Source organism: Amycolatopsis thermalba (assembly GCF_023376025.1).
GTDB classification, from domain to species: domain Bacteria; phylum Actinomycetota; class Actinomycetes; order Mycobacteriales; family Pseudonocardiaceae; genus Amycolatopsis_E; species Amycolatopsis_E thermalba.
The window spans coordinates 544,957-564,893 of sequence record NZ_CP091196.1 but is presented as its reverse complement, the minus strand read 5'-3'; the positions used below and the strand labels follow the sequence as shown (position 1 = coordinate 564,893).

Here is a 19,937-nt window from a genome sequence, read left to right as displayed (position 1 = left end):
TGTGGACATGTGGACAACTCAGCCGAAGTTCTGGTGTTCGCCCCGGTAGGTGGGCACGGTGCGCTCCACCCGGCCGTCCACCACGATGTGGTAGGCGGTGAACCGTTCGGCGAGTTCGCCCGCCTTCGCGTGCCGCATCCACACCCGGTCGCCGACCCGCAGGTCACGCGCCGCCTTGCCGGTCACGGGCGTCTGCACCTCGCCGGCGCCCTCGAACGGCAGCAGGCGCAGCCCCGCCGGCAGGTACGGGGACGGCAGGCGGGTCGCCGAGGCGGCGCCGGAGGCGACGAAGCCGCCGGAGTAGAGCGTCGCGATCGAGCGGGTGGGCTTGTGGACAACCGGGAGCGCGAACAGCACCGCGGGCCGCGGACGGAAACGGGAGTACCCGTCGAACAGGGTCGAGCCGATCAGCCCGGATCCGGCCGCCACCTCCGTGACCACCTGGTTCGCGCGGGTCAGCTCGATGCTGCCGCTGCCACCGCCGTTGACGAACTCCAGGTCGGCGACCTCCCGCACCGCGGTCACGGCGGCCGCCCGGCGGCGCGCCAGCTCGGCCGCTGACCGGCGCTGCATCCAGCGCACGGCGAGGTCGTTGAGACGGCTCCCGGTGGCATCGCCCAGCCCGGCGATCTGGCCCTCGTAGGCCATGACGCCGACCAGGCGGAAGCCCGGCCGCGCCGCGATCCGGCGCGCGAGCGCTCCGGCCTGCTTCGCGGTGAAGACCGGCGAGCGGCGGGTTCCGACGTGCACGAACGGCAGCGGACGCCAGGACGCGTCGAGTTCCAGGCACACCCGGATCTCCGGGTGGTCGTGGCCGAGCGCGGCGTCCACCAGGTCCAGGTGCTCGATGGAGTCGACCATGATCGTGATCGCGGCTCGCGCCCGCTCGTCGGCCGCGAGCGCGCGCAGGGCGCCGAAATCGGCGGTCGGGTAGGCGACCAGGATGTCGTCGCTCGTGCCGAGGCCGGCGTGCCAGAGCGCCTCGGCCAGCGAGTAGCACATCAGCCCGGCGAACCCGCGCGTGGCGAGCGCGCGCTCGATCAGGTAGCGGCAGCGCACGGACTTGCTGACCAGGCGGATCGGCGTGCCCGCGGCGCGCTGGACCAGATCGGCGGCGTTGGCGTCGAACGCGGCCAGATCGACGACGGCGAGCGGCGGATCGAGATCCTTCGTCGCCGTGTCGTAGGTGGTCGCGGTGGTCGCCATGCTAGGACCGTACGTCAGAACGACTTGAAACGCGAATACCTTTCACCTACGGTTTCGTCACTCGACACGGACGGGTGAGTACTTGATGAGCCGGTGGCACAACTGGGCGGGGACCGCGAGCGCGGACCCGCAGCGCATCCACACCCCGCGCAGCGCGGCCGAGATCGCCGAGGTCGTCACGGACGTGGCGGTGAACGGCCGTCGCGTCCGCGCGTGGGGCAGCGGGCACTCGTTCACGCCGATCGCGGTGGCCGACTCGGACGCGATCGACCTCCGCGGGTGGACCGGGATCGCCTCGGTCGACGCGGAAACCCGCCGCGTGACGGTGCGGTCGGGCACCACGCTCCGGCAGCTCAACGCCGAGCTGGACCGGCTGGGCCTGGCGATGACCAACCTCGGCGACATCGACGCGCAGACCATCGCGGGCGCGGTGTCGACCGGGACCCACGGCACCGGCGCGCGGCTCGGCGGGCTGGCGACCCAGATCGTCCAGCTGGAGCTGGTGCTCGCCGACGGTTCGGTGGTGACCTGCTCGGCCGACCGGCAGCCGGACCTGTTCACCGCCGCGCGAGTGGGGCTCGGCGCGCTCGGCGTGATCACGAACGTGACCCTGCAGTGCGAGCCGGCGTTCGCGCTCGCCGCGCAGGAGCGGCCGGAGCCGCTGGAACAGGTGCTGGAGGGGTTCGACACCTTCGCCGCGGAGAACGACCACTTCGAGTTCTACTGGTTCCCGTACGGGAAGAACGCGCTGGTCAAGCGCAACAACCGGCTGCCGGCCGGGTCGGCGACGCAGCCGCTGGGCCGGGCCAGGGAGTTCTTCGACTACGACATCGTGGAGAACGTCGCGTTCGGCACGCTGTGCCGCATCGGCCGCGCGGTGCCGCGGCTGGTCCAGCCGCTCGGCCGGTTCGCGTCGGCGGTGCTGTCCGCGCGCGAGTACTCGGACACCTCGCACCGGGTGTTCGTGACGCACCGCGGGGTGCGGTTCGTGGAGTCGGAGTACGCGGTTCCACGTGAATCAGTGCACGAGGTGCTGCGCGAGCTGCGGGCGCTGGTGCCGCGGCTGGAGAACCCGGTGGCGTTCCCGGTGGAGGTGCGGGTCGCCGCGGCGGACGACATCTGGCTGTCCACGGCGCAGGGCCGCGACTCCGCCTACATCGCGATCCACCAGTTCGTGGGCATGCCCTACCGCGAGTACTTCGCCGGCTTCGAGTCGATCGTCGCGGCGGTCGGCGGGCGCCCGCACTGGGGCAAGATGCACAGCCTGGACGCCACCGCCCTGCGCGAGCGCTACCCGCACTTCGACGACTTCGTGGAGGTGGCGCGACGCTGCGATCCGGCCGGGGTGTTCCGGAACTCCTATGTGGACCGCGTGCTGGGCCCGCTCCCCTAGCCGTCCCTTGTGGACGCTCTACAGGCGGGTGATCGCCTCGTCGATCGGGGTGTTGCCGGTCACCAGTTCCAGGGTGCGGCGGAACGAGCGCGGCTCCTCGAAGAGCGCGATCAGCACCGCGGCCACGTCCTCGCGCGGAACCTGGCCGTAGTCGACGGTGTCGGCCAGGTGGACCTCGCCGATGGCGGGCTCGTCGGTGAGGCTACCGGGGCGCAGAATGGTCCAGTCCAGGTCACGGGCGCGCAAGTCGTCCTCGGCGGCCTTCTTCGCGCGCAGGTACGTCGCGAACACCTCGTCGGCGCCGGGGCGGGGCGGGCGGTCGACGCCGATCGAGCCGATCTGGATGAACCGCCGGACGCCCGCGCGTTCGGCCCCGTCGGCGAACAGCCGCGCGGCGCCGAAGTCCACGGTCTCCTTGCGGGCCGCGCCGCTGCCGGGGCCGGCGCCCGCGGCGAACACCGCGACGTCCGCGCCCTTCAGCACGTCGGCGACCTCGTCCCCCGCGGCGGACTCCAGGTCGAGCACGACCGGCTCGGCGCTGAGGTCGCGCAGCGCGGGCGCCTGCTCCACGTTGCGGATGATGCCGACCGCCTCGTCCCCGGTGCCGGCCAGCAGCCGCTCCAGGTGACGCGCGATCTTCCCGTGCCCTCCGGCGATGACGACTCGCATGGTTCCGACTCTAGGCCGGGGTCAGGCCACCGGCAGGTCGTAGGAGGCGAGGAGCTGTTCGTAGACCATCTCGTTCACCCAGCGGGACACCGCGTCCTCGGGGAGGAGGATGCGCTCGCGGCGCACGTCGATGTCCAGGTCGACCCGGGCGTCCTCGTCGGCGGTGACCACGGCCACGCCGTAGGAGCGGGCGCGCGGCAGGCAGTTGTCCAGGTAGTCGCGGCTCAGCACGGCCGAGGTCGGCAGCACCATCGCCGCGTCGCCGTAGCGGCTGAACGGCACGGCGGAGGCCATCGCGGTGCGCCAGTGCCGGGCGACGGCCAGGACGCCGACGATCTCGGCGGCGGGGGCCGGGGCGGTCGGCGCGAACTCCGGCCACGTCCAGGTGGCGACGGTCGCGCGGTCGGTCACCGGGGCGACGCCCATCGCGATCCGCTCGGCGTGGGTGTCGGTGCGCAGCTTCGCCACGACGCACACGCGGCGGCCGAGCATCGTCACCTCGGGCAGGACCACGCCGTGCCAGCCCAGCTGGGCGGCGGCGTCGCGGGCCAGCTGGCTGACGCTGGCCGGCAGCTCGATGGGCGGCACCACGCGGGTGGGGAACGATCGTCCGCCGGCCACCACCGAGTTTCCGGTGTGCCCTGGTGTAACCGCCACGATCCGCCTCCTCTTACCGCTGATTCCCTACCCGCACCTCGTGAAAAGAGGCACATGAAAGAGGTACCAGGGGTGGGCCGGTTGATCGGTGGACAACGGGAGCGCCTGCGATCGGCGGCGCTCAACGGTCGGTGACCGGTCGATGAGCGGTATCCGGACTTCAGCCCGACACTGCTTCCGAATGGGTGACGGACCGCTGAACGACGTGACGCCCAGGGTTCCCGTACCGCCGAACGGAGCAATATCCTTCACGTTCCACTATGGACAACGCACGTGTCAAGGAAGGAGTTCCCGTCCCAGCGGGGTCATCAGGTCGGCGACCTCGGCGTAGGGCACCACTACCTCGTAGTACCCGCACGCCATCGGATAATTCCGCGCGTCCGTCGCCAGCCCGAACACGACGCCGTCGGCCCGGAGGCCGGCCTGGAGCGCGGGCACGTCCAGCACGCCCCACGGCCGCAGGTCCTGCGGCCCGAGCGGGGTGCGCTCGCCGAACGGTTCGCTACCGTCGCAGTAGCCGCCGGGCGACCGGGCGAGGATCCGGGACTCCAGCGCGCTCATCGCGTTCTGGTCGGTGGCGATGCCGTCGAAGACGTCCCCGGCCGTGACCACCTGCCCGGTCGACAAGTCGATGTTGAGCCACGTCGTGGCGTAGCCGCCGTGGTTGCCGAACTGGCTCGACTGGACCATGAGGTCGTAGCGCACCGAGACCATCTTCTGGTCCTGCCGACCGATGGTGGCCGTGTTCTGGACGACCGGGTCCTCGGTCGGGTCGAGCAGCCCGGACTGCACATAGTGGATGAAGTCGTCCAGCGGGCGCACCAGCGCGGCGTTGATCCGGTCCTGCAGCGCGCGGTCCGGCACGCCGCTCACCGCCGCGTACTGCGCGTCGACGTGGAACCCGGCGCCGGGCTCGGTGCGCGTCAGCAGGCTCACCTGCACCGCCGTCTGCTGCTCGGCCGGTGGCGCCGCGGCGACCGGCGGCGCGGGTTCGCCGTTGCCGATCACCGCGATCGTGCCGACGACCGCGCCGACCCCGACCGCGACGGCGACCAGCGTGGCGCCGATCTTCGCGCCCAGGCCCATGCCGGTGCCGACCGCCGCCAGCCCGCCCGCGGCCGCCCCCGGCGCGGCCGCGGTCCCGGCGCCGAGCAGCGCCAGCGGCGACAGGGCCAGCAGCGCCCCCGCCCGCTGCGCCAGCCTGCCCAGACCGCGCTGCTCCCAGCCCGGGCCGTACCCGGCGACCGCGGCGACCTCCAGCTCGGCGACGAACTCCGCCGCCGCCGACGGCCGCCGGTCCCCGTCCTTCGCCATGCCGCGCGCGATCAGCCCGCGCACCGGTTCCGGCACCGCGTCGACCGGCACCGGCGCGTTCTCGTGCAGGGCCTGCAGCTCACCGGTGGTCGCGCCGTCGTACGGCTGCCGCCCGGTGATGCTCTGGAAGAACACGCAGGTCGCCGCGTACACGTCCGTCGCCGGGGTCGCGGGCGCGCCACGCCACTGCTCGGGGGCCATGTACGCCGGGGTGCCCGCCGGCACGCCGGGCTGACCGGCGAGCACGGCGATGCCGAAGTCCACGAGCTTGCTCTCCCGGCCGGGCCCGACCAGCACGTTCGCCGGTTTGTAGTCGCGGTGCACGACACCGGCGCGGTGCGCGTCGGCCAGTCCGAGCAGCGAGCCCTTCAGCACCGCCAGCGCCGATTCGGGCGGCAGCACGCCGTCGTGGCCGAGGACCTCGCGCAGCGAGACGCCGTGGATGGCCTCCATCACGATCGCCGCACCGTGCGGGCCCTCGTGGAATTCGTACAGCCGGGTGGCGTGCGGCGACACCACGCGGCTCAGCAGCGCGGCCTCGTGCCGGAACGCGGCGAGCCGCGACGGGTCGCCGAGGTGCTCGCTGAACAGGTACTTGATCGCGACGAGCGTGCCGGACGGATCGTGTCTGGCGAGCACGACCTCGCCGAATCCGCCGTCGCCCAGTCGGTGGAATTCGGTGTAGCCCGGCACCGCCCAGTTCCGCGTTCGCACGTTCACTCCGAGGTGAGCTTCGCCGCAGCGGTTCCCCTGGATTCGCGGTTAGGGTTACTCGCTGGTTACACCGGCCGTGCCAAGGGAGGACCGATGCGCTCGCCGAAGGACTTCTTCGCGCCCCTCGCCGTGGGGGCGCCGGATCCCGTTCGTGAGATCCCCGCGCTGCCGTCGCGGATGATCCACTTCTTCGACCCGAGCAACGAGAAGATGGCGGCGAAGGTCCCCGACCTGGCGAAGAAGGTCGACGTCCTGCTCGGCAACCTGGAGGACGCGGTGCGCGCCGACCGCAAGGAGGCCGCGCGCCGGGGGCTGGTGGAGATCGCGCGGGCCAACGACTTCGGCGCCACCCAGCTGTGGACGCGGATCAACAGCCTCGACTCGCCGTGGGTGCTGGACGACCTGATCACGCTGGTCACCGAGATCGGCGACAAGCTGGACGTGATCATGGTGCCGAAGGTCGAGGGCGCGCAGGACATCCACTACGTCGACCGGCTGCTGGCCCAGCTGGAGGCGCGGGCCGGGCTGCGGAAGCCGCTGCTGGTGCACGCGATCCTGGAGACGGCCAGCGGGGTCGCGAACGTCGAGGAGATCGCCGGCGCGAGCCCGCGCATGCAGGGCATTTCGCTCGGCCCGGCGGACCTCGCCGCGAGCCGCCGGATGAAGACCACCCGGGTCGGCGGCGGGCACCCGGGGTACCTGGTGCGGACCGACCCGGTCGGCGAGGACCTGCACACCGGCCGCACGACCTACCAGCAGGACCTGTGGCACTACACGGTCGCCCGGATGGTCGACGCGTGCGCGATGCACGGGATCCTGCCCTACTACGGGCCGTTCGGGGACATCCGCGACGTCGTGGCCTGCGAGGACCAGTTCCGCAACGCGTTCCTGCTCGGCTGCGTCGGCACGTGGACGCTGCACCCGGTGCAGGTGGACATCGCGCGGCGGGTGTTCTCGCCGGAGCCGTCGGACGTGGCGTGGGCGCGGAAGGTGATCGCCGCGATGGGCGACGGCACCGGCGCGGTGATGATCGACGGGAAGATGCAGGACGACGCCTCGGTCAAGCAGTGCCGGGTGGTCGCGGAGCTGGCGGACAAGCTGGCCGAGCGCGACCCCGAGCTGAAGCAGGCGTACGACGAGGCGACGAAGGAAGCACTGGCATGAGTGAAGTGAAGCCGCGGCGGTCGGTGCTGTACATGCCCGGCGCGAACGAGCGGGCGCTGGAGAAGGCGAAGACGCTGCCGGCGGACGCGTTGATCCTGGACCTGGAGGACGCGGTCGCCCCGGACGCGAAGGAGGCGGCGCGGGAACGCGTGTGCGCCGCCGTGGGCTCCTACGGGGCCCGCGAGGTGACGATCCGGGTCAACGGCCTGGACACCGAATGGCACGACGCCGACCTGCGGGCGGCGGCCCAGGCCGGCCCGGACGCGGTGGTCGTGCCGAAGGTGAACTCGGCGGCCGAGGTGCACAACATCGAGCGCGCGCTGGAGCTGGGCGGGGCGCCGGAGAAGACGAAGATCTGGGCGATGGTCGAGACCCCGGTGGCGATGCTGCACGCGGAGGAGATCGCGTCGGCCAGCGAGCGGCTGACGGTGCTCGTGATGGGCACGAATGATCTGGCGAAGGAGCTGCACGCCGAGTTCGTGCCCGGCCGGGCCCCGCTGCTGGGTGGACTGTCGCTGTGCCTGCTCGCCGCGCGGGCGACGGGCAAGGTGATCCTGGACGGCGTCTACAACGACGTGCGGGACCTGGCGGGTTTCGAGGCGGAGTGCCTGCAGGGACGGCAGTTCGGGTTCGACGGCAAGACCCTGATCCATCCCGGCCAGATCGAGCCGTGCAACCGGGTGTTCGCGCCGTCGGAGGACGAGATCGCCCACGCGCGGAAGATCATCACCGCGTTCGAGGAGGCGAAGGCCGAGGGACGCGGCGTGGTGACGGTGGACGGGCGGATGATCGAGAACCTGCACGTGGACAACGCACAGCGAGTACTGGCACTGGCAGAGGCGATCGCGGCGAAGGGCTGATTTGTTTCGACCCGCTCGTGAGACGGCAATGCCATAAGCGTCTCACCACGGACAGTAGGCTGAGGACATGCCGGGGCGGCGACTGGAACGGATCGAGATCGAGGGCTTCACCTCGATCCGCTCTGCCGCGGTCGAACTCGGTCCGCTGAACGTGCTCGTGGGCGCCAATGGCGCGGGTAAGAGCAATTTCGTCCAAGCACTGGGCATGCTCGGACGGATTGTCGCCGAGGAGCTGAACTACTTCGTCAACCTGAACGGCGGCGCCTCCGCACTGCTTGACGTGGCGGGCACCTCCGACCACATCCGCATCCGGTTGGATGCCTCGCCGAACGCCTATGAGGCCGTACTCGTGCCTGCCGCGAACGACGAGCTCATCTTCGACCGCGAAGTCGTCTACTTCCAGGGCGATGGATACGAGCGGCCTTACAACGACATCATCGGTCGCGGACAACGGGAGACCCGGCTGACCGGGCACACCGGCGGGATACCCGCGTACGTCCTGCAACTGCTCGAAGGCTGCCGCGTCTACCACTTCCACGACACGAGCGCGGATGCTCCCGTGAAGCAGTTCAGCTCGACAGCGGACAACCTCAACCTCCGCAACGACGCCGGAAACCTCGCCGCCGTCCTCCTGCACCTGCGCGAGCACGAGCGGCCTGCCTACAACCGCATCATCGGGGCGATTCGCCAGGTGGCGCCATTCTTCCGGGACTTCGTGCTCGAGCCGGAAGGAACGGACCGCATCCGGCTCCGCTGGCGGCAGAAGGACACCGACGCGGTGTTCTCCGCCAACCAGATGTCCGACGGAACCCTGCGTTTCGTCTGCTTGGCCACTCTCCTCCTGCAACCCGAGTTACCCGCGCTCGTGGTTCTGGACGAGCCGGAACTCGGCCTGCACCCGTTTGCGATAGTCCAGCTGGCGGGACTCCTCCGCGCAGCGTCGACCCGCAGTCAGGTCCTGATCGCCACGCAGTCGGTCACGCTGATGAACCAGTTCGAGGTCGACGACCTGATCGTGGTCGAGCGGGAGAACGGCGGATCGACGTTCAACCGGCCGGACCGGGACAAACTGGAAGCGTGGCTCGCCGAGTACTCCCTCGGGGAGCTTTGGGAGAAGAACCTGATCGGTGGCAGGCCGGGAGATCGAGGCGCCTCCGCGCATGGTTAACCGGTTCCGTCGTCTGCATCTGCTCGTGGAAGGGCAGACCGAAGAGATCGTCGTCAACCAGGTCCTGGAGCCGTATCTCGCCGAACGAGGCTGGTCGGTGAGCAAGTCGCTGTTCACCACCAAACGGCCCGGGGGCGGCCCGAACCACAAGGGCGGGATCACCGGCTGGAGCAGGTTGAAGCGGGAGATCCAGCTTCTCCTGCGCGACTCCAGCCTCGACGTGCTGACCACGTTGATCGACTACTACGCGTTTCCGGATTCGAGCCCAGGTATGGCGGATCGCCCCCACGGAGATGCTTACACCCGGGTGGCGCATGTGGAGAAAGCGTTGTGCGCCGACATCGGTGACGAAAGGTTTCTCCCGCACCTCGTCCTGCACGAGCTCGAAGCCTGGGTTTTCGCCGCCGCCGACGAGCTCGGCGACCTGGAGGACGACCCCGGCCTGGCGTCGAAGCTCCGAGATGACGTGATCCGGGCCGGTGGTCCTGAACTGGTCAACGACGGCGTCGACACCGCACCCTCGAAGCGCCTGAAGAGATACTCGCCGGGGTACATCAAGACCCTGCACGGACCGATCGTCATCGAAAGCCTCGGCGTTGAGTCGCTCCGTGGGCAATGCCCGCATTTCGCCCGCTGGCTGGCCGCTCTCGAAAACCTCGCCTAGAACGGCTCGTCGTGCAGCCAGTCCAAGGCTTTGCGCGCCGCGTTGGACACGGCTCGGTCGGGGTGCGCTACCACGACCGACTCCAGTACCTCGCGTGCGCTCGGGTGGCCGCAGATCGTCGCGCCGGCCAGGAACAGCAGCTGGTCCGGGCGGGGTTGTGACGCGAAGTCGGCGAGGGCCTTCTCCCGTCCTTCCGTCCGGATGTCCGCCGCCAGCAGGTCCACCTTGCTGTACGTGCGGTCCCGGCCGGCGACCTCGCTGCGGTCGATCAGGCCCGCGTCGAACAGCCACGTCAAGGCCGCGGGGCCGGCGGCCGAATGGTCCCGCAACCCGGCGATCGCCGCGACGCCGTCTCCGCCCAGGCGCGCCAGCAGGCGGAACGTCAGCATCCGGTGCTCGAAATCATCCGTCCGCCGGGCGAGCGCGGACAGCTCGGCGATCGCGCGTTCCGGGTCCCGGGCGCGCAGCCACGTCGCGGCGCCCTCGTCCAGGACCTGCGCGTCCAGCGGCGCCAGGCGCGCGAACAGGACCTCCGCGGTCTCGCCCGCCAGGTCCGCCACCGTCAGCACCGGCTCGCCCTCCGCGACCCGCAGCTCGTACGCCGCCTGCACGCCGAGCGGCAGCAGCCGCACCACCTGCCGCTCCTCCTCCGGCACCTCGTCGAGGTAGTCCACCCCCGCGAAGTCCAGCAGGTCCTCGTAGTGCTCCTCGCCCGCCGGGAAGATCTCCACCAGGCCGTACTCGGCCAGCCGGGCCACCACGCGCAGGATCGTGCTCCCGTCGCCGCCCAGCATCTCCACCAGCATCGGGATCGTCGCCGGTTCCGCGGCCAGCTCGGTGATCATCTCCGCGGCTAGCGGGTTGGCCAGGATCGATCCGACCGCCGCCCGCCACAACTCCACCGGGTCCGCCAGCCGCCGCGCGGCCTTCTTCACCGGCACCAGCCGTCCGCGGTAGACCCGCACCACCCCAGCGCGCTTGGCCATCGTGACGAACTCGGCCGGTGCGCTGATCTCGGCCAGGTCCCGGCCCTCGCCGATCCACTCGACGAACCGGCGCAGCTGCGGCACCACCGCCGTGACCTCGGCCTCCGCCGCCAGCCGCTCCGCCGAGGCGAGCGGGAACACCGGGGACGGCGCGGCCGCCTCCGCGTCCGGGTCGCCCTGGTAGTGGCGGTAGGCCAGGTCGTGCAGCAACGTCTGGTCGACCTCGACCTCACCCCGCCGCACCCGGTCGATGAACGCCTGCGCCGCCACCTCGTTCAGCGGGTCGATGCCGTGCTCGGCCATCGCGACCGCCCAGAACTTCGCCAGCCCGAAGTTCGACGGCTCGTTCATGGCCGTGTCGAACCGGTCCGCGATCGCGGTCAGGTAGGTCCGCAGCACCGCCGGCTGCTCGCTGCGCTCGTCCAGCAGGTCGGCGTCGTCGAAGAAGTCCATCAGCGCCTCGACCGTGGACAGCACGGCCGAGGAGTGCGGGTCGAGCAGCACGACCTTGCGCGGGAACCACACCAGCAGCGCGTTGCGGAGGATGTCGCGCGTCCAGCGGCCGAGCAGGCCGTCCCGTTCGAAGCGGAAGTCCAGCATCGCGCCCGCGACCACCGGGTCCACCACCCGTTGCCGCATCTGCGACCAGGCGTCCAGCTCGACGAGCAGCCGCTGCCGGGCGTCGATGAACTCTTCCTCGTCCGCTCCGGTGTACACCATCCGCATGGGTCGATCGTCCCGCAGATGGCGCGTAATCACACCCCCGGCGACCGCTGCGGATCGCGAATTCCTTCGAATGCTGCAGCCACCTGCAGCACACCGAGGTCGTCGAACCGCCGTCCGGCGATCTGCAGCCCGACCGGCTGTCCCTCACTCGTATAACCGCAGTTCAACGACACCGCGGGCTGCCCGGACATGTTGTAGGGCACGGTGAACGCGATGTGTTCGAACGGCCGCGCCGGGTCGTTCGTCGGCGAGGCCCACTCGGCGGGCGGGGCGGACACCGGGCAGGTCGGCGACAGCACGAAGTCGTACGGCTCACCGGCCCGCAACGCGGCGACGGCGATCGTGTCCATCTGGGCGAACCCGCGGTAGGCCGCGACGCCGGAGACCTCCGCGCCGCCCTGCGCCCAGGCCGCGATGTAGGGCAGCACCAGCGCCTGCCGTTCCGGTGGGAGCGCGCTGATGTCGCACCACGCCCGCACGCGCCAGAAGTCGTCCAGCCCGTCCAGCATCTCCCTGGTCAGGAACGGTTCGACCGGTTCGACGATCGCGCCGGCTGCCTCGAACCGCCGCGCCGCGTCGAGCACCGCGGCCCGCACGTCGTCCTCCACCGGCAGCCCGGCCCCGGCGTCCAGCTGCAGCCCGAGCCGCAGTCCGGTGACGTCGAAATCCAACTGTGACCAGGCGATTTCCGCCGGCGGCAGGCTCAGGTGGTCCCGGCTGTCCGGCGCGGACAACACGCCCATCAGCAACGCCGCGTCCGCCACCGTCCGCGTCATCGGGCCGACCACCCGCCCGGGGAACGGCGGGTGCACCGGCACCCGCCCGAAGCTCGGCTTGAGCCCGACCAGTCCGCACCACCCGGCAGGCAGCCGGATCGACCCGCCGATGTCGGTGCCCACGTGCAGCGGCCCGTACCCGGCGGCGGCCGCGGCGGCGGCGCCCGCGCTCGACCCGCCGGGCGTCCGCGACAGGTCCCACGGGTTGCGGCTCGCGGCGTGGAAGCTGGACAACCCCGAGGTCAGCATGCCGTAGTCGGGCATGGTGGTCTTGCCGAGCATCACCGCGCCGGCCTCGCGGACGCGGGCGGCGGCGGGCGCGTCCGCCGGGGCCGGGACCAGCTCGGTCGCCGCGGTGCCCAGCGGCACCGGCGTCCCCCGGGTCGCGATGTTCTCCTTCAACGTGAGCGGCACGCCGTCGAGCGCCCCCGCCTCGCCCGCGGTCCACCGCTGCTCGGACGCCTTCGCCGCGTCCCGTGCCTGCGCCGGGTCGTAGGCGTAGAGCGCGTGCAGGGACGGTTCGAGCGCGTCGATGCGGGTCAGCACCGCCTCGGTGACCTCGACCGGGGACAACGTCCCGGCGCGGTAGGCGGCGAGCAGTTCGGTCGCGGACAGGCCGGTCGGCTCCACGGGGTCCCTCCTCATTCCGGCGGTGTGTAGCGGCCGTCGACCGCGGTCCAGCCACCGTCGACGGCCAGCACGGCCCCGGTGACGAAGCTCGCGGCGTCGGAGGCCAGGTAGACGACGGCCCCGGCCAGCTCGGACGCCTTGGCCCAGCGGCCGAGCGCACTCTTGCCGGCGTACGCGGCGTACCAGTCGGGGCTGGCCTTGATCTGCTCGGTCAGCGGGGTTTCGACCACGCCGGGCGCGATCGCGTTGACCCGCACCCCGGCCGGGCCGAACTCGGCCGCGGCGGTCCGGAACAGCTGCACGAGCCCGGCCTTGGTCGCCGCGTACGGCCCCTGACCTGGTTCGACGGTGGTGCCGCGGATCGAGGAGAACCCGATGATGCTGCCCCGCCCGCGCTCGACCATGCCCGCGCCGAAGGCCCGGACGACATCGAACGTGGCGCCCAGGTTGAGCGCGACGACCCGGTCGAACTCCTCGCGCCGGTAGTCCAGCAGCCGTTTGCGCACGTTGGTCGCCGCGGTCAGCACGACGACGTCCACCGCGCCGAGCTCCGCCGCCGCCCGCTCGACGGCCGCCGAGTCCAGCACGTCGATCTCGTAGGACTCACCCCGGATCTCCCGCGCGGTCTCGTCCGCGGCACCGGCGTTGCGGTCGGCGCAGATCACCTCGGCGCCGTGCGCGGCCAGGGCGAGCGCCGACTCCCGGCCGATGCCGCTGCCCGCGCCGACCACCACGGCCCGCTTCCCGTCGAGCCGGAACAGCTTCTCGTAGTTCACGCCCGGATCACCGCCATCCGGGTCACGGTCAGCTCCTCGATCGCGAACCGCGGCCCCTCGCGTCCGATGCCGGAGTCCTTCACGCCGCCGTACGGCATGATGTCCGACCGGAACCCGGGCACCTCGTTCACCACGACCCCACCGACCTCCAGTTCGTCGATCGCCCGCACGGTCGTGCGCAGCGAGCGGGTGAACACGCTCGCGTGCAGCCCGTACCGCGAGTCGTTGACCAGCGCGAACGCCGTCTCGACGTCGGGCACCCGGCGCAGGCACACCACCGGCCCGAAGATCTCCTCGTCCCAGCAGTCCACGCCGTCGGGCACGTCGGTCAGCACGGTCGGCCGGACGATCCCGTCGACCGCGTCGCCGCCCGCGGCCACCTTCGCGCCCGCCGCGACCGCCGCGGAGATCCAGTCGAGCACGCGACGGGTGGACCGTTCGTCGATCAGCGCCGACACCCGCGTCTTCTCGTCCCGCGGGTCCCCGATGACGACCTCCGGCAGCCGGGCCAGCAGGCGCTCGGTGAACTCCTCCGCCACCGCGTCCACGACCAGCAGCCGCTGCACCGAGATGCACGCCTGCCCGGACGCGTAGAACCCGCCGCGCAGCACGGCGTCCACCGCCGCGTCCAGGTCCGCGTCCGCGGCCACCACCAGCGCGGCGTTCGAGCCCAGCTCCAGCAACGTCTTGCGGGGCGCGGCGTCCCGCGCGATCCGGTGCCCGACCGCCGCCGAGCCGGTGAACGACACCGCGCCGATCCGCGGGTCGGTGACCAGCGCCGATCCGACCCCGGCGTCCCCGGTGACCAGCTGGACCATCGACAGCGGCGCGCCGACCGCGGCCGCCGCCTCACGCACGAGGTGCACCAGCCACAGCGTCGACAGCGGCGTCTGCGGCGCCGGTTTCACGATCACCGGGCACCCGGCCGCGATCGCCGGGGCGATCTTGTGCGAGGCGAGCAACAACGGGTAGTTGAACCCGGCGATGCCGACCACCACACCGATCGGCTTGCGCACCCAGAACCCGGTCAGCCCCTCGCCGGAGGGAGCCACGTCCAGCGGCACGGTCTCGCCGTGCAGCCGGGCGACCTCCTCGGCGGCGGCCTGCCAGGTCACCAGCGTGCGGGCCACCTCGACGCGGCAGTCGACGAGCGGTTTGCCGGTCTCCACGACCAGCAGCCCCTCCAGCTCGTCGCGCCACTCCAGCAGCGACCGGTGCACGCCCAGCAGGACCTCGCGGCGCACGTGCGACGGCAGCTTCGCCACCTCCCGCGCGACCAGCACGGCCTCGCTGACCGCGAGGTGCGCCAGCTCGGCCGTGCCCACCGGCGCCCGCGCCACCACGCAGCCGTCGTAGGGGAACCTGATCTCCGTGGTGTCCGGTGTGGACACCCAGTCGGACCCGATCGGCAGCCCGTCGGGATAGGGGTCGAACATCATCGTCCTCCCTGCAGCCTGGCCAGTTCCGCACGCAGGTTCGGCGCCGCCGCCACGAGTTCCCGCGTGTAGGGATGTCGCGGATCGTCGTAGACCTGTTCCACCGCGCCCAGCTCGACGAGCTCCCCGCGCCGCATCACGGCGACCGTGTCGCAGACCCGGCGTACCACGGCGAGGTCGTGCGAAACGAACACGAGCGTCAGCGCGAAACGCTCGGTCAGCTCGGCGAGGAGGTCGAGGATCTGTTTGCGCACCGACACGTCCAGCGCGCTGACCGGCTCGTCCGCGATCAGCACGCGCGGCCGCGGCGCGAGCGCGCGGGCGATCGAGATGCGCTGCCGCTGCCCGCCGGAGAACTGGTGCGGGTACCGGCCGGCCGCGTCCGCGGGCAGTCCGACCGCGGTCAGCAGCTCCGCGACGCGGTCCGGATCGCGGCGGCCCAGTGGCTCGGAGATGATGTCCCGCACGCGCATCCGCGGGTCGAGCGAGCCCATCGGGTCCTGGAACACGACCTGCAGCGCCTCGCGGAGGAAGCCCAGCTTCCGCTCGGGCAGGCCGTCGATCCGCTTGCCCTCGAAGGAGATCTCGCCGGAGGTGGGCCGGTCCAGCCCGGCCAGCAGGCGGACGAGCGTGGACTTGCCGGAGCCGGACTCGCCGACGATGCCGAACCGCCGCCCGGCCTCGACGGTGAACGACACCCCGCGCAGCGCGTGCACCTCACGCGGCCGCCGGTAGCGGCGGTGGACGTCCCGCAGTTCGATCACGCCGCCTCCAGGTCCGACGCGGCCAGCAGCTTCTTCGTGTAGTCGTGCCGCGGCTGGGTGAGAACGTCCGAAGTGGACCCCTCCTCCACCACCCGGCCCTCGTACATCACGAGCACCCGCGTGCACACCTTCGCCACCACCGCGAGGTCGTGCGTGATGAACAGCAACGCGGTCTCCCGCTCCGCGACCCCGGTCAGGATCAGGTCGAGCACCTGCGCCTGCACCGTCACGTCCAGCGCGGTGGTCGGCTCGTCGCAGATCAGCAGCGCCGGGTCGTTGGCCAGCGCGATCGCCAGCATCACCCGCTGCCGCTGCCCGCCGGAGAGCTGGTGCGGGTAGGCCCGCGCGAGCTGGGCCGGATCGGGCAGCTTCACCGCGTCCAGCAACGCGACCGCGTCCTGCTGTGCCGCGCGCCGGGACTTGCCGGTGTGCAGCCGGATCGACTCGGCGACCTGGCGGCCCACGCGCATCAGCGGGTTCAGCGCGGTCATCGGCTCCTGGAACACCATCGCCAGGTCCCGTCCGCGGCGCCGCGACAACTCGCGCTCGGACGCGCCCAGCAGCTCGGTGCCGGTCAGCTTCGCCGAACCGGTCGCGTGCAGTCCCTCCGGCAGCAGGCCCATCACCGCGGACGCGGTCAGCGACTTGCCGGACCCGGACTCGCCGATCAGCCCGACCCGCTCACCCCGGCCGACGGTGAACGACACCTCGCGCACCAGCGGCTGCGCGCCGGCGTGCACCGACAGTTCGGACACTTCGAGGGTCATCGCCGCTCCAGCCGGGGGTCCAGACGGTCCCGCAGACCGTCGCCGAGCAGGTTGAACCCGAGCACCGCGATCGCGATCGCCAGGCCCGGCACCAGCGCGAGCCGCGGCTGCACGGTCAGCAGCTCCTGCGACTCCTGCAGCATCCGGCCCCAGGACGGCGTCGGCGGCCGGGTGCCGAACCCGAGGAACGACAGCGCCGCCTCGGCCAGCACCGCGATGCCGAACGACACCGAGCACTGCACGGTCACCAGCCCGCCGATGTTGGGCAGCACGTGCCGCCGCGCGATGAAGAACCGCGACCGGCCCGCCGACCGCGCCGCGAGCACGTACTCGGTGCTCATCACCTGCAACGTGCCGGAGCGGGCCACCCGAGCGAACGACGGGATGGTCGCGACGCCGATCGCGATCATCGCGGTCACCGTGCTCGCGCCGTAGACCGCGCCGAGCATGATCGCCAGCAGCAGCGCGGGGAACGCGAGCACCAGGTCGTTGACGCGCATGACGAACTCGCCGAGCCACCGCTTCGACATCCCGGCGAGGATGCCCAGCGGCGTGCCGACCAGCGCGGCGACGCCCACCGCGATCACGCCGACGTACAGCGTGGTGCGCGCGCCGACCAGGATCTGGCTGAACACGTCCCGGCCGAACTTGTCGGTGCCGAACCAGTGGTCGCCGGTCGGGCCGAGCAGCCGCGCGGTCGACTCCACCTTCAGCGGATCGTGCGGCGTCCACGCGAACGACACCAGCGCCGCGAGCACCACCAGCCCGACCAGTACCGCGCCGGCGACCAGCGTCGGCGACGTCCGTCCCGTGACCGGTGCACTCATCGCGCCGCCCTCAGCCGGGGGTCGATCACCACGTACAGCAGGTCGACCACGAAGTTGACCACCAGCACCGCGACCACCAGCACGAGCACGATGCCCTGCACCGACAGCAGATCGCGCGCGGACACCGAGTCCAGCAGCATGCTGCCCAGTCCGGGCAGCACGAACACCCGCTCCACCACGACCGCGCCGATCAGCAGCGTCGTCAGCTGCAGCCCGAGCACGGTCACCACCGGCACGGCCGCGTTGCGCATGCCGTGCCGCATCAGCGCCGGGTACGGGCGCAGGCCCTTCGACCGGGCGGTGCGCAGGTAGTCCTGGCCGAGTGTGTCCAGCACCGCCGACCGCACGTACCTCGTGAGCACCGCGCCCTGCACGATCCCGAGCGACAGCGCGGGCAGGACCAGGCCGCGCAGGAACTCGCCGGTGTCGGCGTTCGGCGGCGTCCACCCGCCCGAGGGCAGCCACCGCAACTGCACGGCGAACACCTGCACCAGCAGGATCCCGGCGAGGAACGCGGGCACCGCCACACCCAGCTGGGACAGTCCGGAGATCGCCGTGCCACCGAAGCGCCGGTGCCACACCGCGGCGAGCGCGCCGAACGGCACCGCGAGCACGACCGCGACGAGCATCCCGGCGCCCACCAGCCACAGCGTCACGCCGAGCCGGTCGACCAGCTGCGGCCCGATCGCCTCACCGGTCACGTAAGAGCGGCCGAAGTCGCCCTGCAGCACCCCGCCCATCCAGCTCAGGTACTGCTCGACCAGCGGCCGGTCCAGCCCGAAGTCGGCGCGGGTCTTGGCGAGCAGCTCCGGGGTGGCGTTGATGCCGAGCGCGACCTGCGCCGGATCGCCGGGCAGCACGGCCATGAACGCGAACACCACGATCGAGGCCACCAGCACGCTGGCCACCAGGATCGCCACGCGGCGCAGGATCGCGGCGGCCATCAGCCCAACCCCGTGAGGTCGAAGGACTCGCTGACCTGGTTGGCGGCCAGCCCGGTCACCTTCTTCTTCGCCACGACCACGTTCGGGTACAGGAACAGCCAGTCGGCGGCGGCGTCGGCGGTGATGGTGCGGGCGACCTGGCGCATGTTCGCGGCCTGCTCCTCGGGTGTCCCCGCGTCCGCGGCCGCGATCAGCTGCTTGACCTGCGGGTTGTCGTATCCCCAGTAGTACTTGGGGTTGCCGAAGGTGGTGATGTCGCGGGCCTCGACGTGCTGGACGATCGAGGCGTCGAAGTCGTGGTCGGTGAAGACCTGCTTGAGCCACACCGCCGGGAAGTCCAGCGGCTCGATCGTGACGCGGACGCCGATGTCGGCCAGATCGGAGGCGACGACCTGCGCGGCGGCCGTCGCGTACGGCAGGTTCGCGATGCGCAGCCGGATCGACAGGTTCGTCTGCCCCGCCTCCGCGAGCAGCGCCTTCGCCCGCGCGGGATCGTGCGGGTAGTAGCCGGACAGGTCCTCGTACCAGGGGTCGGTGGGCGGGACCATGCTGCCGAGCACCGTGCCGCGGCCGGCCCACGCGGTGTCCAGCAACGCCTTCCGGTCGATGGCGAGGGTGAGCGCGCGGCGGACGCGTACGTCGTTGAACGGGGCCTTCGCGCCGTTGAAGGAGAGCACGACCTCGCCGTTCGTGGTGCCCTGCAGGACGGTGAAGCGGGTGTCGTTCTCGAACTGCGGGATCGAGTCCGGCGCGGTGATCTGCGCGATGACGTCGATGCCGTTGCTGAGCAGCGCGTTGTTCAGCGCCGTCGGATCCTTGATGTACTTGAGGATCACGGTCCGGTAGGCCGGTGGCTTGCCCCAGTAAGCGGGGTTCGCGGCGAGGATGATCGAATCGCCGCGCCGCCGGGACTGCACTTCGTACGGCCCGGTGCCGACCGGGGTGTTCGCCAGGTCCGCGACCCCGGTCGGGCTGAACATCGCGCCGACGCGGCCGGTCATGTCGAACAGCCAGCCGTTGCTCGGTTTCTTCAGCACCACGCGGGCGTGCAGCGGATCGACCACCTCGACGCGGTCCACGACGTCCATCTTGGACTTGATGGAAATCGTCCAGTCGGTCTTGACCCGGTCGATCGAGAACTTCACGTCCTCGGCGGTGAACAGCGCGCCGTTGCTGAACGTCACGCCGGGCTGGAGCTGGAAGTCGTAGGTGCGCCGGTCCTCGCTCACCGTCCAGGACCGGGCGAGCAGCGGCACGATCTTGCCACTGCTGTCGAGCTTCACGAGGCCCTCGTAGACGTTGTAGAGCAGGGCCTGCGGGATGGCGGTGCCGTCGGTGCGGGTGAAGTCGAAGTTGGCCGGCTCGGCGGTGAACCCGACGGCGAGGGTGTCCGGGCCCGAACTCACCGAGGCCGTGGACCCGGCGGAACAGGCCGAGATCACCAGCAGTAGCGCCAGTGCCGCGGAAATTCGGACTTTCATCCTCACCCCGAGTCA

18 protein-coding genes are annotated in these 19,937 nt (G+C 71.5%); 5 read left to right on the top strand and 13 right to left on the bottom strand.

Annotated elements, in window-relative coordinates; genetic code table 11:
- Positions 1–18: 18 nt before the first annotated feature.
- Positions 19–1,206, bottom strand: a complete 1,188-nt coding sequence (locus tag L1857_RS02850; RefSeq protein WP_249464375.1) for an alanine racemase — start codon at positions 1,204–1,206, stop codon at positions 19–21.
- A gap of 85 nt (positions 1,207–1,291) precedes the next feature.
- Between L1857_RS02850 and L1857_RS02845 the strand changes: the two genes are divergently transcribed.
- Positions 1,292–2,599 carry a D-arabinono-1,4-lactone oxidase gene (locus L1857_RS02845; RefSeq protein WP_116112764.1) on the top strand — a complete coding sequence of 436 codons (1,308 nt, stop codon included), beginning with the start codon at positions 1,292–1,294 and terminating at the stop codon, positions 2,597–2,599.
- 18 nt (positions 2,600–2,617) lie between these two features.
- Here L1857_RS02845 and L1857_RS02840 read toward each other — a convergent pair whose 3' ends face one another.
- The 3 genes from L1857_RS02840 to L1857_RS02830 all read right to left on the bottom strand — a co-directional run bounded on the left by L1857_RS02840 (position 2,618) and on the right by L1857_RS02830 (position 5,953).
- A complete protein-coding gene (locus tag L1857_RS02840; RefSeq protein ID WP_094003415.1) occupies positions 2,618–3,268 on the bottom strand; it encodes an SDR family oxidoreductase in 651 nt (216 codons plus the stop codon).
- Positions 3,269–3,289: 21 nt separating this feature from the next.
- Positions 3,290–3,925, bottom strand: a complete 636-nt coding sequence (locus tag L1857_RS02835) for a hypothetical protein (protein WP_094003414.1) — start codon at positions 3,923–3,925, stop codon at positions 3,290–3,292.
- Positions 3,926–4,201: 276 nt separating this feature from the next.
- Positions 4,202–5,953, bottom strand: coding sequence for a serine/threonine-protein kinase (locus L1857_RS02830; RefSeq protein WP_249464373.1), 1,752 nt, complete (start codon positions 5,951–5,953; stop codon positions 4,202–4,204).
- Between the two features lie 93 nt (positions 5,954–6,046).
- Between L1857_RS02830 and L1857_RS02825 the strand changes: the two genes are divergently transcribed.
- The 4 genes from L1857_RS02825 to L1857_RS02810 all read left to right on the top strand — a co-directional run bounded on the left by L1857_RS02825 (position 6,047) and on the right by L1857_RS02810 (position 9,809).
- Entirely contained in the window at positions 6,047–7,117 is a 1,071-nt protein-coding gene (locus L1857_RS02825) for an HpcH/HpaI aldolase/citrate lyase family protein (RefSeq protein ID WP_094003412.1), read from the top strand.
- Positions 7,114–7,977 carry an HpcH/HpaI aldolase/citrate lyase family protein gene (locus tag L1857_RS02820; RefSeq protein ID WP_116112757.1) on the top strand — a complete coding sequence of 288 codons (864 nt, stop codon included), beginning with the start codon at positions 7,114–7,116 and terminating at the stop codon, positions 7,975–7,977. Before L1857_RS02825 ends, L1857_RS02820 begins: the two co-directional genes overlap by 4 nt.
- Before the next feature lie 67 nt (positions 7,978–8,044).
- Entirely contained in the window at positions 8,045–9,145 is a 1,101-nt protein-coding gene (locus L1857_RS02815; RefSeq protein WP_116112754.1) for an AAA family ATPase, read from the top strand.
- Entirely contained in the window at positions 9,105–9,809 is a 705-nt protein-coding gene (locus L1857_RS02810; RefSeq protein ID WP_240323331.1) for a DUF4276 family protein, read from the top strand. The genes L1857_RS02815 and L1857_RS02810 overlap by 41 nt, the downstream gene beginning before the upstream one ends.
- On the opposite strand, the gene L1857_RS02805 is transcribed toward L1857_RS02810, so the two are convergent.
- The 9 genes from L1857_RS02805 to L1857_RS02765 are packed head-to-tail and all read right to left on the bottom strand — an operon-like array spanning position 9,806 to position 19,922.
- On the bottom strand, positions 9,806–11,521 hold the full coding sequence (locus tag L1857_RS02805; protein WP_094003408.1) for a hypothetical protein: 1,716 nt from the start codon (positions 11,519–11,521) through the stop codon (positions 9,806–9,808). The two genes, L1857_RS02810 and L1857_RS02805, sit on opposite strands and share 4 nt — an antisense overlap.
- A 29-nt stretch (positions 11,522–11,550) precedes the next feature.
- A complete protein-coding gene (locus L1857_RS02800; protein WP_249464370.1) occupies positions 11,551–12,942 on the bottom strand; it encodes an amidase in 1,392 nt (463 codons plus the stop codon).
- Positions 12,939–13,703 (bottom strand): SDR family NAD(P)-dependent oxidoreductase, encoded by a 765-nt coding sequence (locus L1857_RS02795; RefSeq protein WP_094003406.1) that lies wholly within the window; start codon positions 13,701–13,703, stop codon positions 12,939–12,941. The genes L1857_RS02800 and L1857_RS02795 overlap by 4 nt, the downstream gene beginning before the upstream one ends.
- On the bottom strand, positions 13,700–15,139 hold the full coding sequence (locus tag L1857_RS02790; RefSeq protein WP_094003405.1) for an aldehyde dehydrogenase family protein: 1,440 nt from the start codon (positions 15,137–15,139) through the stop codon (positions 13,700–13,702). Before L1857_RS02790 ends, L1857_RS02795 begins: the two co-directional genes overlap by 4 nt.
- Positions 15,139–15,903, bottom strand: coding sequence for an ABC transporter ATP-binding protein (locus L1857_RS02785; protein WP_249464367.1), 765 nt, complete (start codon positions 15,901–15,903; stop codon positions 15,139–15,141). The genes L1857_RS02790 and L1857_RS02785 overlap by 1 nt, the downstream gene beginning before the upstream one ends.
- Positions 15,900–16,670: an ATP-binding cassette domain-containing protein gene (locus L1857_RS02780; RefSeq protein ID WP_116112746.1), complete on the bottom strand. Its 771-nt coding sequence runs from the start codon at positions 16,668–16,670 to the stop codon at positions 15,900–15,902. The genes L1857_RS02785 and L1857_RS02780 overlap by 4 nt, the downstream gene beginning before the upstream one ends.
- Positions 16,667–17,497, bottom strand: coding sequence for an ABC transporter permease (locus tag L1857_RS02775; protein WP_249464364.1), 831 nt, complete (start codon positions 17,495–17,497; stop codon positions 16,667–16,669). The genes L1857_RS02780 and L1857_RS02775 overlap by 4 nt, the downstream gene beginning before the upstream one ends.
- On the bottom strand, positions 17,494–18,441 hold the full coding sequence (locus tag L1857_RS02770; RefSeq protein ID WP_116112741.1) for an ABC transporter permease: 948 nt from the start codon (positions 18,439–18,441) through the stop codon (positions 17,494–17,496). The genes L1857_RS02775 and L1857_RS02770 overlap by 4 nt, the downstream gene beginning before the upstream one ends.
- A complete protein-coding gene (locus L1857_RS02765; protein WP_116112738.1) occupies positions 18,441–19,922 on the bottom strand; it encodes an ABC transporter substrate-binding protein in 1,482 nt (493 codons plus the stop codon). Before L1857_RS02765 ends, L1857_RS02770 begins: the two co-directional genes overlap by 1 nt.
- Between the last annotated feature and the right edge of the window lie 15 nt (positions 19,923–19,937).

Bases quoted from the DNA above. Each gene is read 5' to 3' on its own strand.
- L1857_RS02850 (WP_249464375.1), bottom strand. From the start codon at position 1,206: ATGGCGACCACCGCGACCACCTACGACACGGCGACGAAGGATCTCGAT.
- L1857_RS02845 (WP_116112764.1), top strand. From the start codon at position 1,292: ATGAGCCGGTGGCACAACTGGGCGGGGACCGCGAGCGCGGACCCGCAG.
- L1857_RS02840 (WP_094003415.1), bottom strand. From the start codon at position 3,268: ATGCGAGTCGTCATCGCCGGAGGGCACGGGAAGATCGCGCGTCACCTG.
- L1857_RS02825 (WP_094003412.1), top strand. From the start codon at position 6,047: ATGCGCTCGCCGAAGGACTTCTTCGCGCCCCTCGCCGTGGGGGCGCCG.
- L1857_RS02820 (WP_116112757.1), top strand. From the start codon at position 7,114: ATGAGTGAAGTGAAGCCGCGGCGGTCGGTGCTGTACATGCCCGGCGCG.
- L1857_RS02815 (WP_116112754.1), top strand. From the start codon at position 8,045: ATGCCGGGGCGGCGACTGGAACGGATCGAGATCGAGGGCTTCACCTCG.
- L1857_RS02805 (WP_094003408.1), bottom strand. From the start codon at position 11,521: ATGCGGATGGTGTACACCGGAGCGGACGAGGAAGAGTTCATCGACGCC.
- L1857_RS02800 (WP_249464370.1), bottom strand. From the start codon at position 12,942: ATGAGGAGGGACCCCGTGGAGCCGACCGGCCTGTCCGCGACCGAACTG.
- L1857_RS02790 (WP_094003405.1), bottom strand. From the start codon at position 15,139: ATGTTCGACCCCTATCCCGACGGGCTGCCGATCGGGTCCGACTGGGTG.
- L1857_RS02780 (WP_116112746.1), bottom strand. From the start codon at position 16,670: ATGACCCTCGAAGTGTCCGAACTGTCGGTGCACGCCGGCGCGCAGCCG.
- L1857_RS02775 (WP_249464364.1), bottom strand. From the start codon at position 17,497: ATGAGTGCACCGGTCACGGGACGGACGTCGCCGACGCTGGTCGCCGGC.
- L1857_RS02770 (WP_116112741.1), bottom strand. From the start codon at position 18,441: ATGGCCGCCGCGATCCTGCGCCGCGTGGCGATCCTGGTGGCCAGCGTG.
- L1857_RS02765 (WP_116112738.1), bottom strand. From the start codon at position 19,922: ATGAAAGTCCGAATTTCCGCGGCACTGGCGCTACTGCTGGTGATCTCG.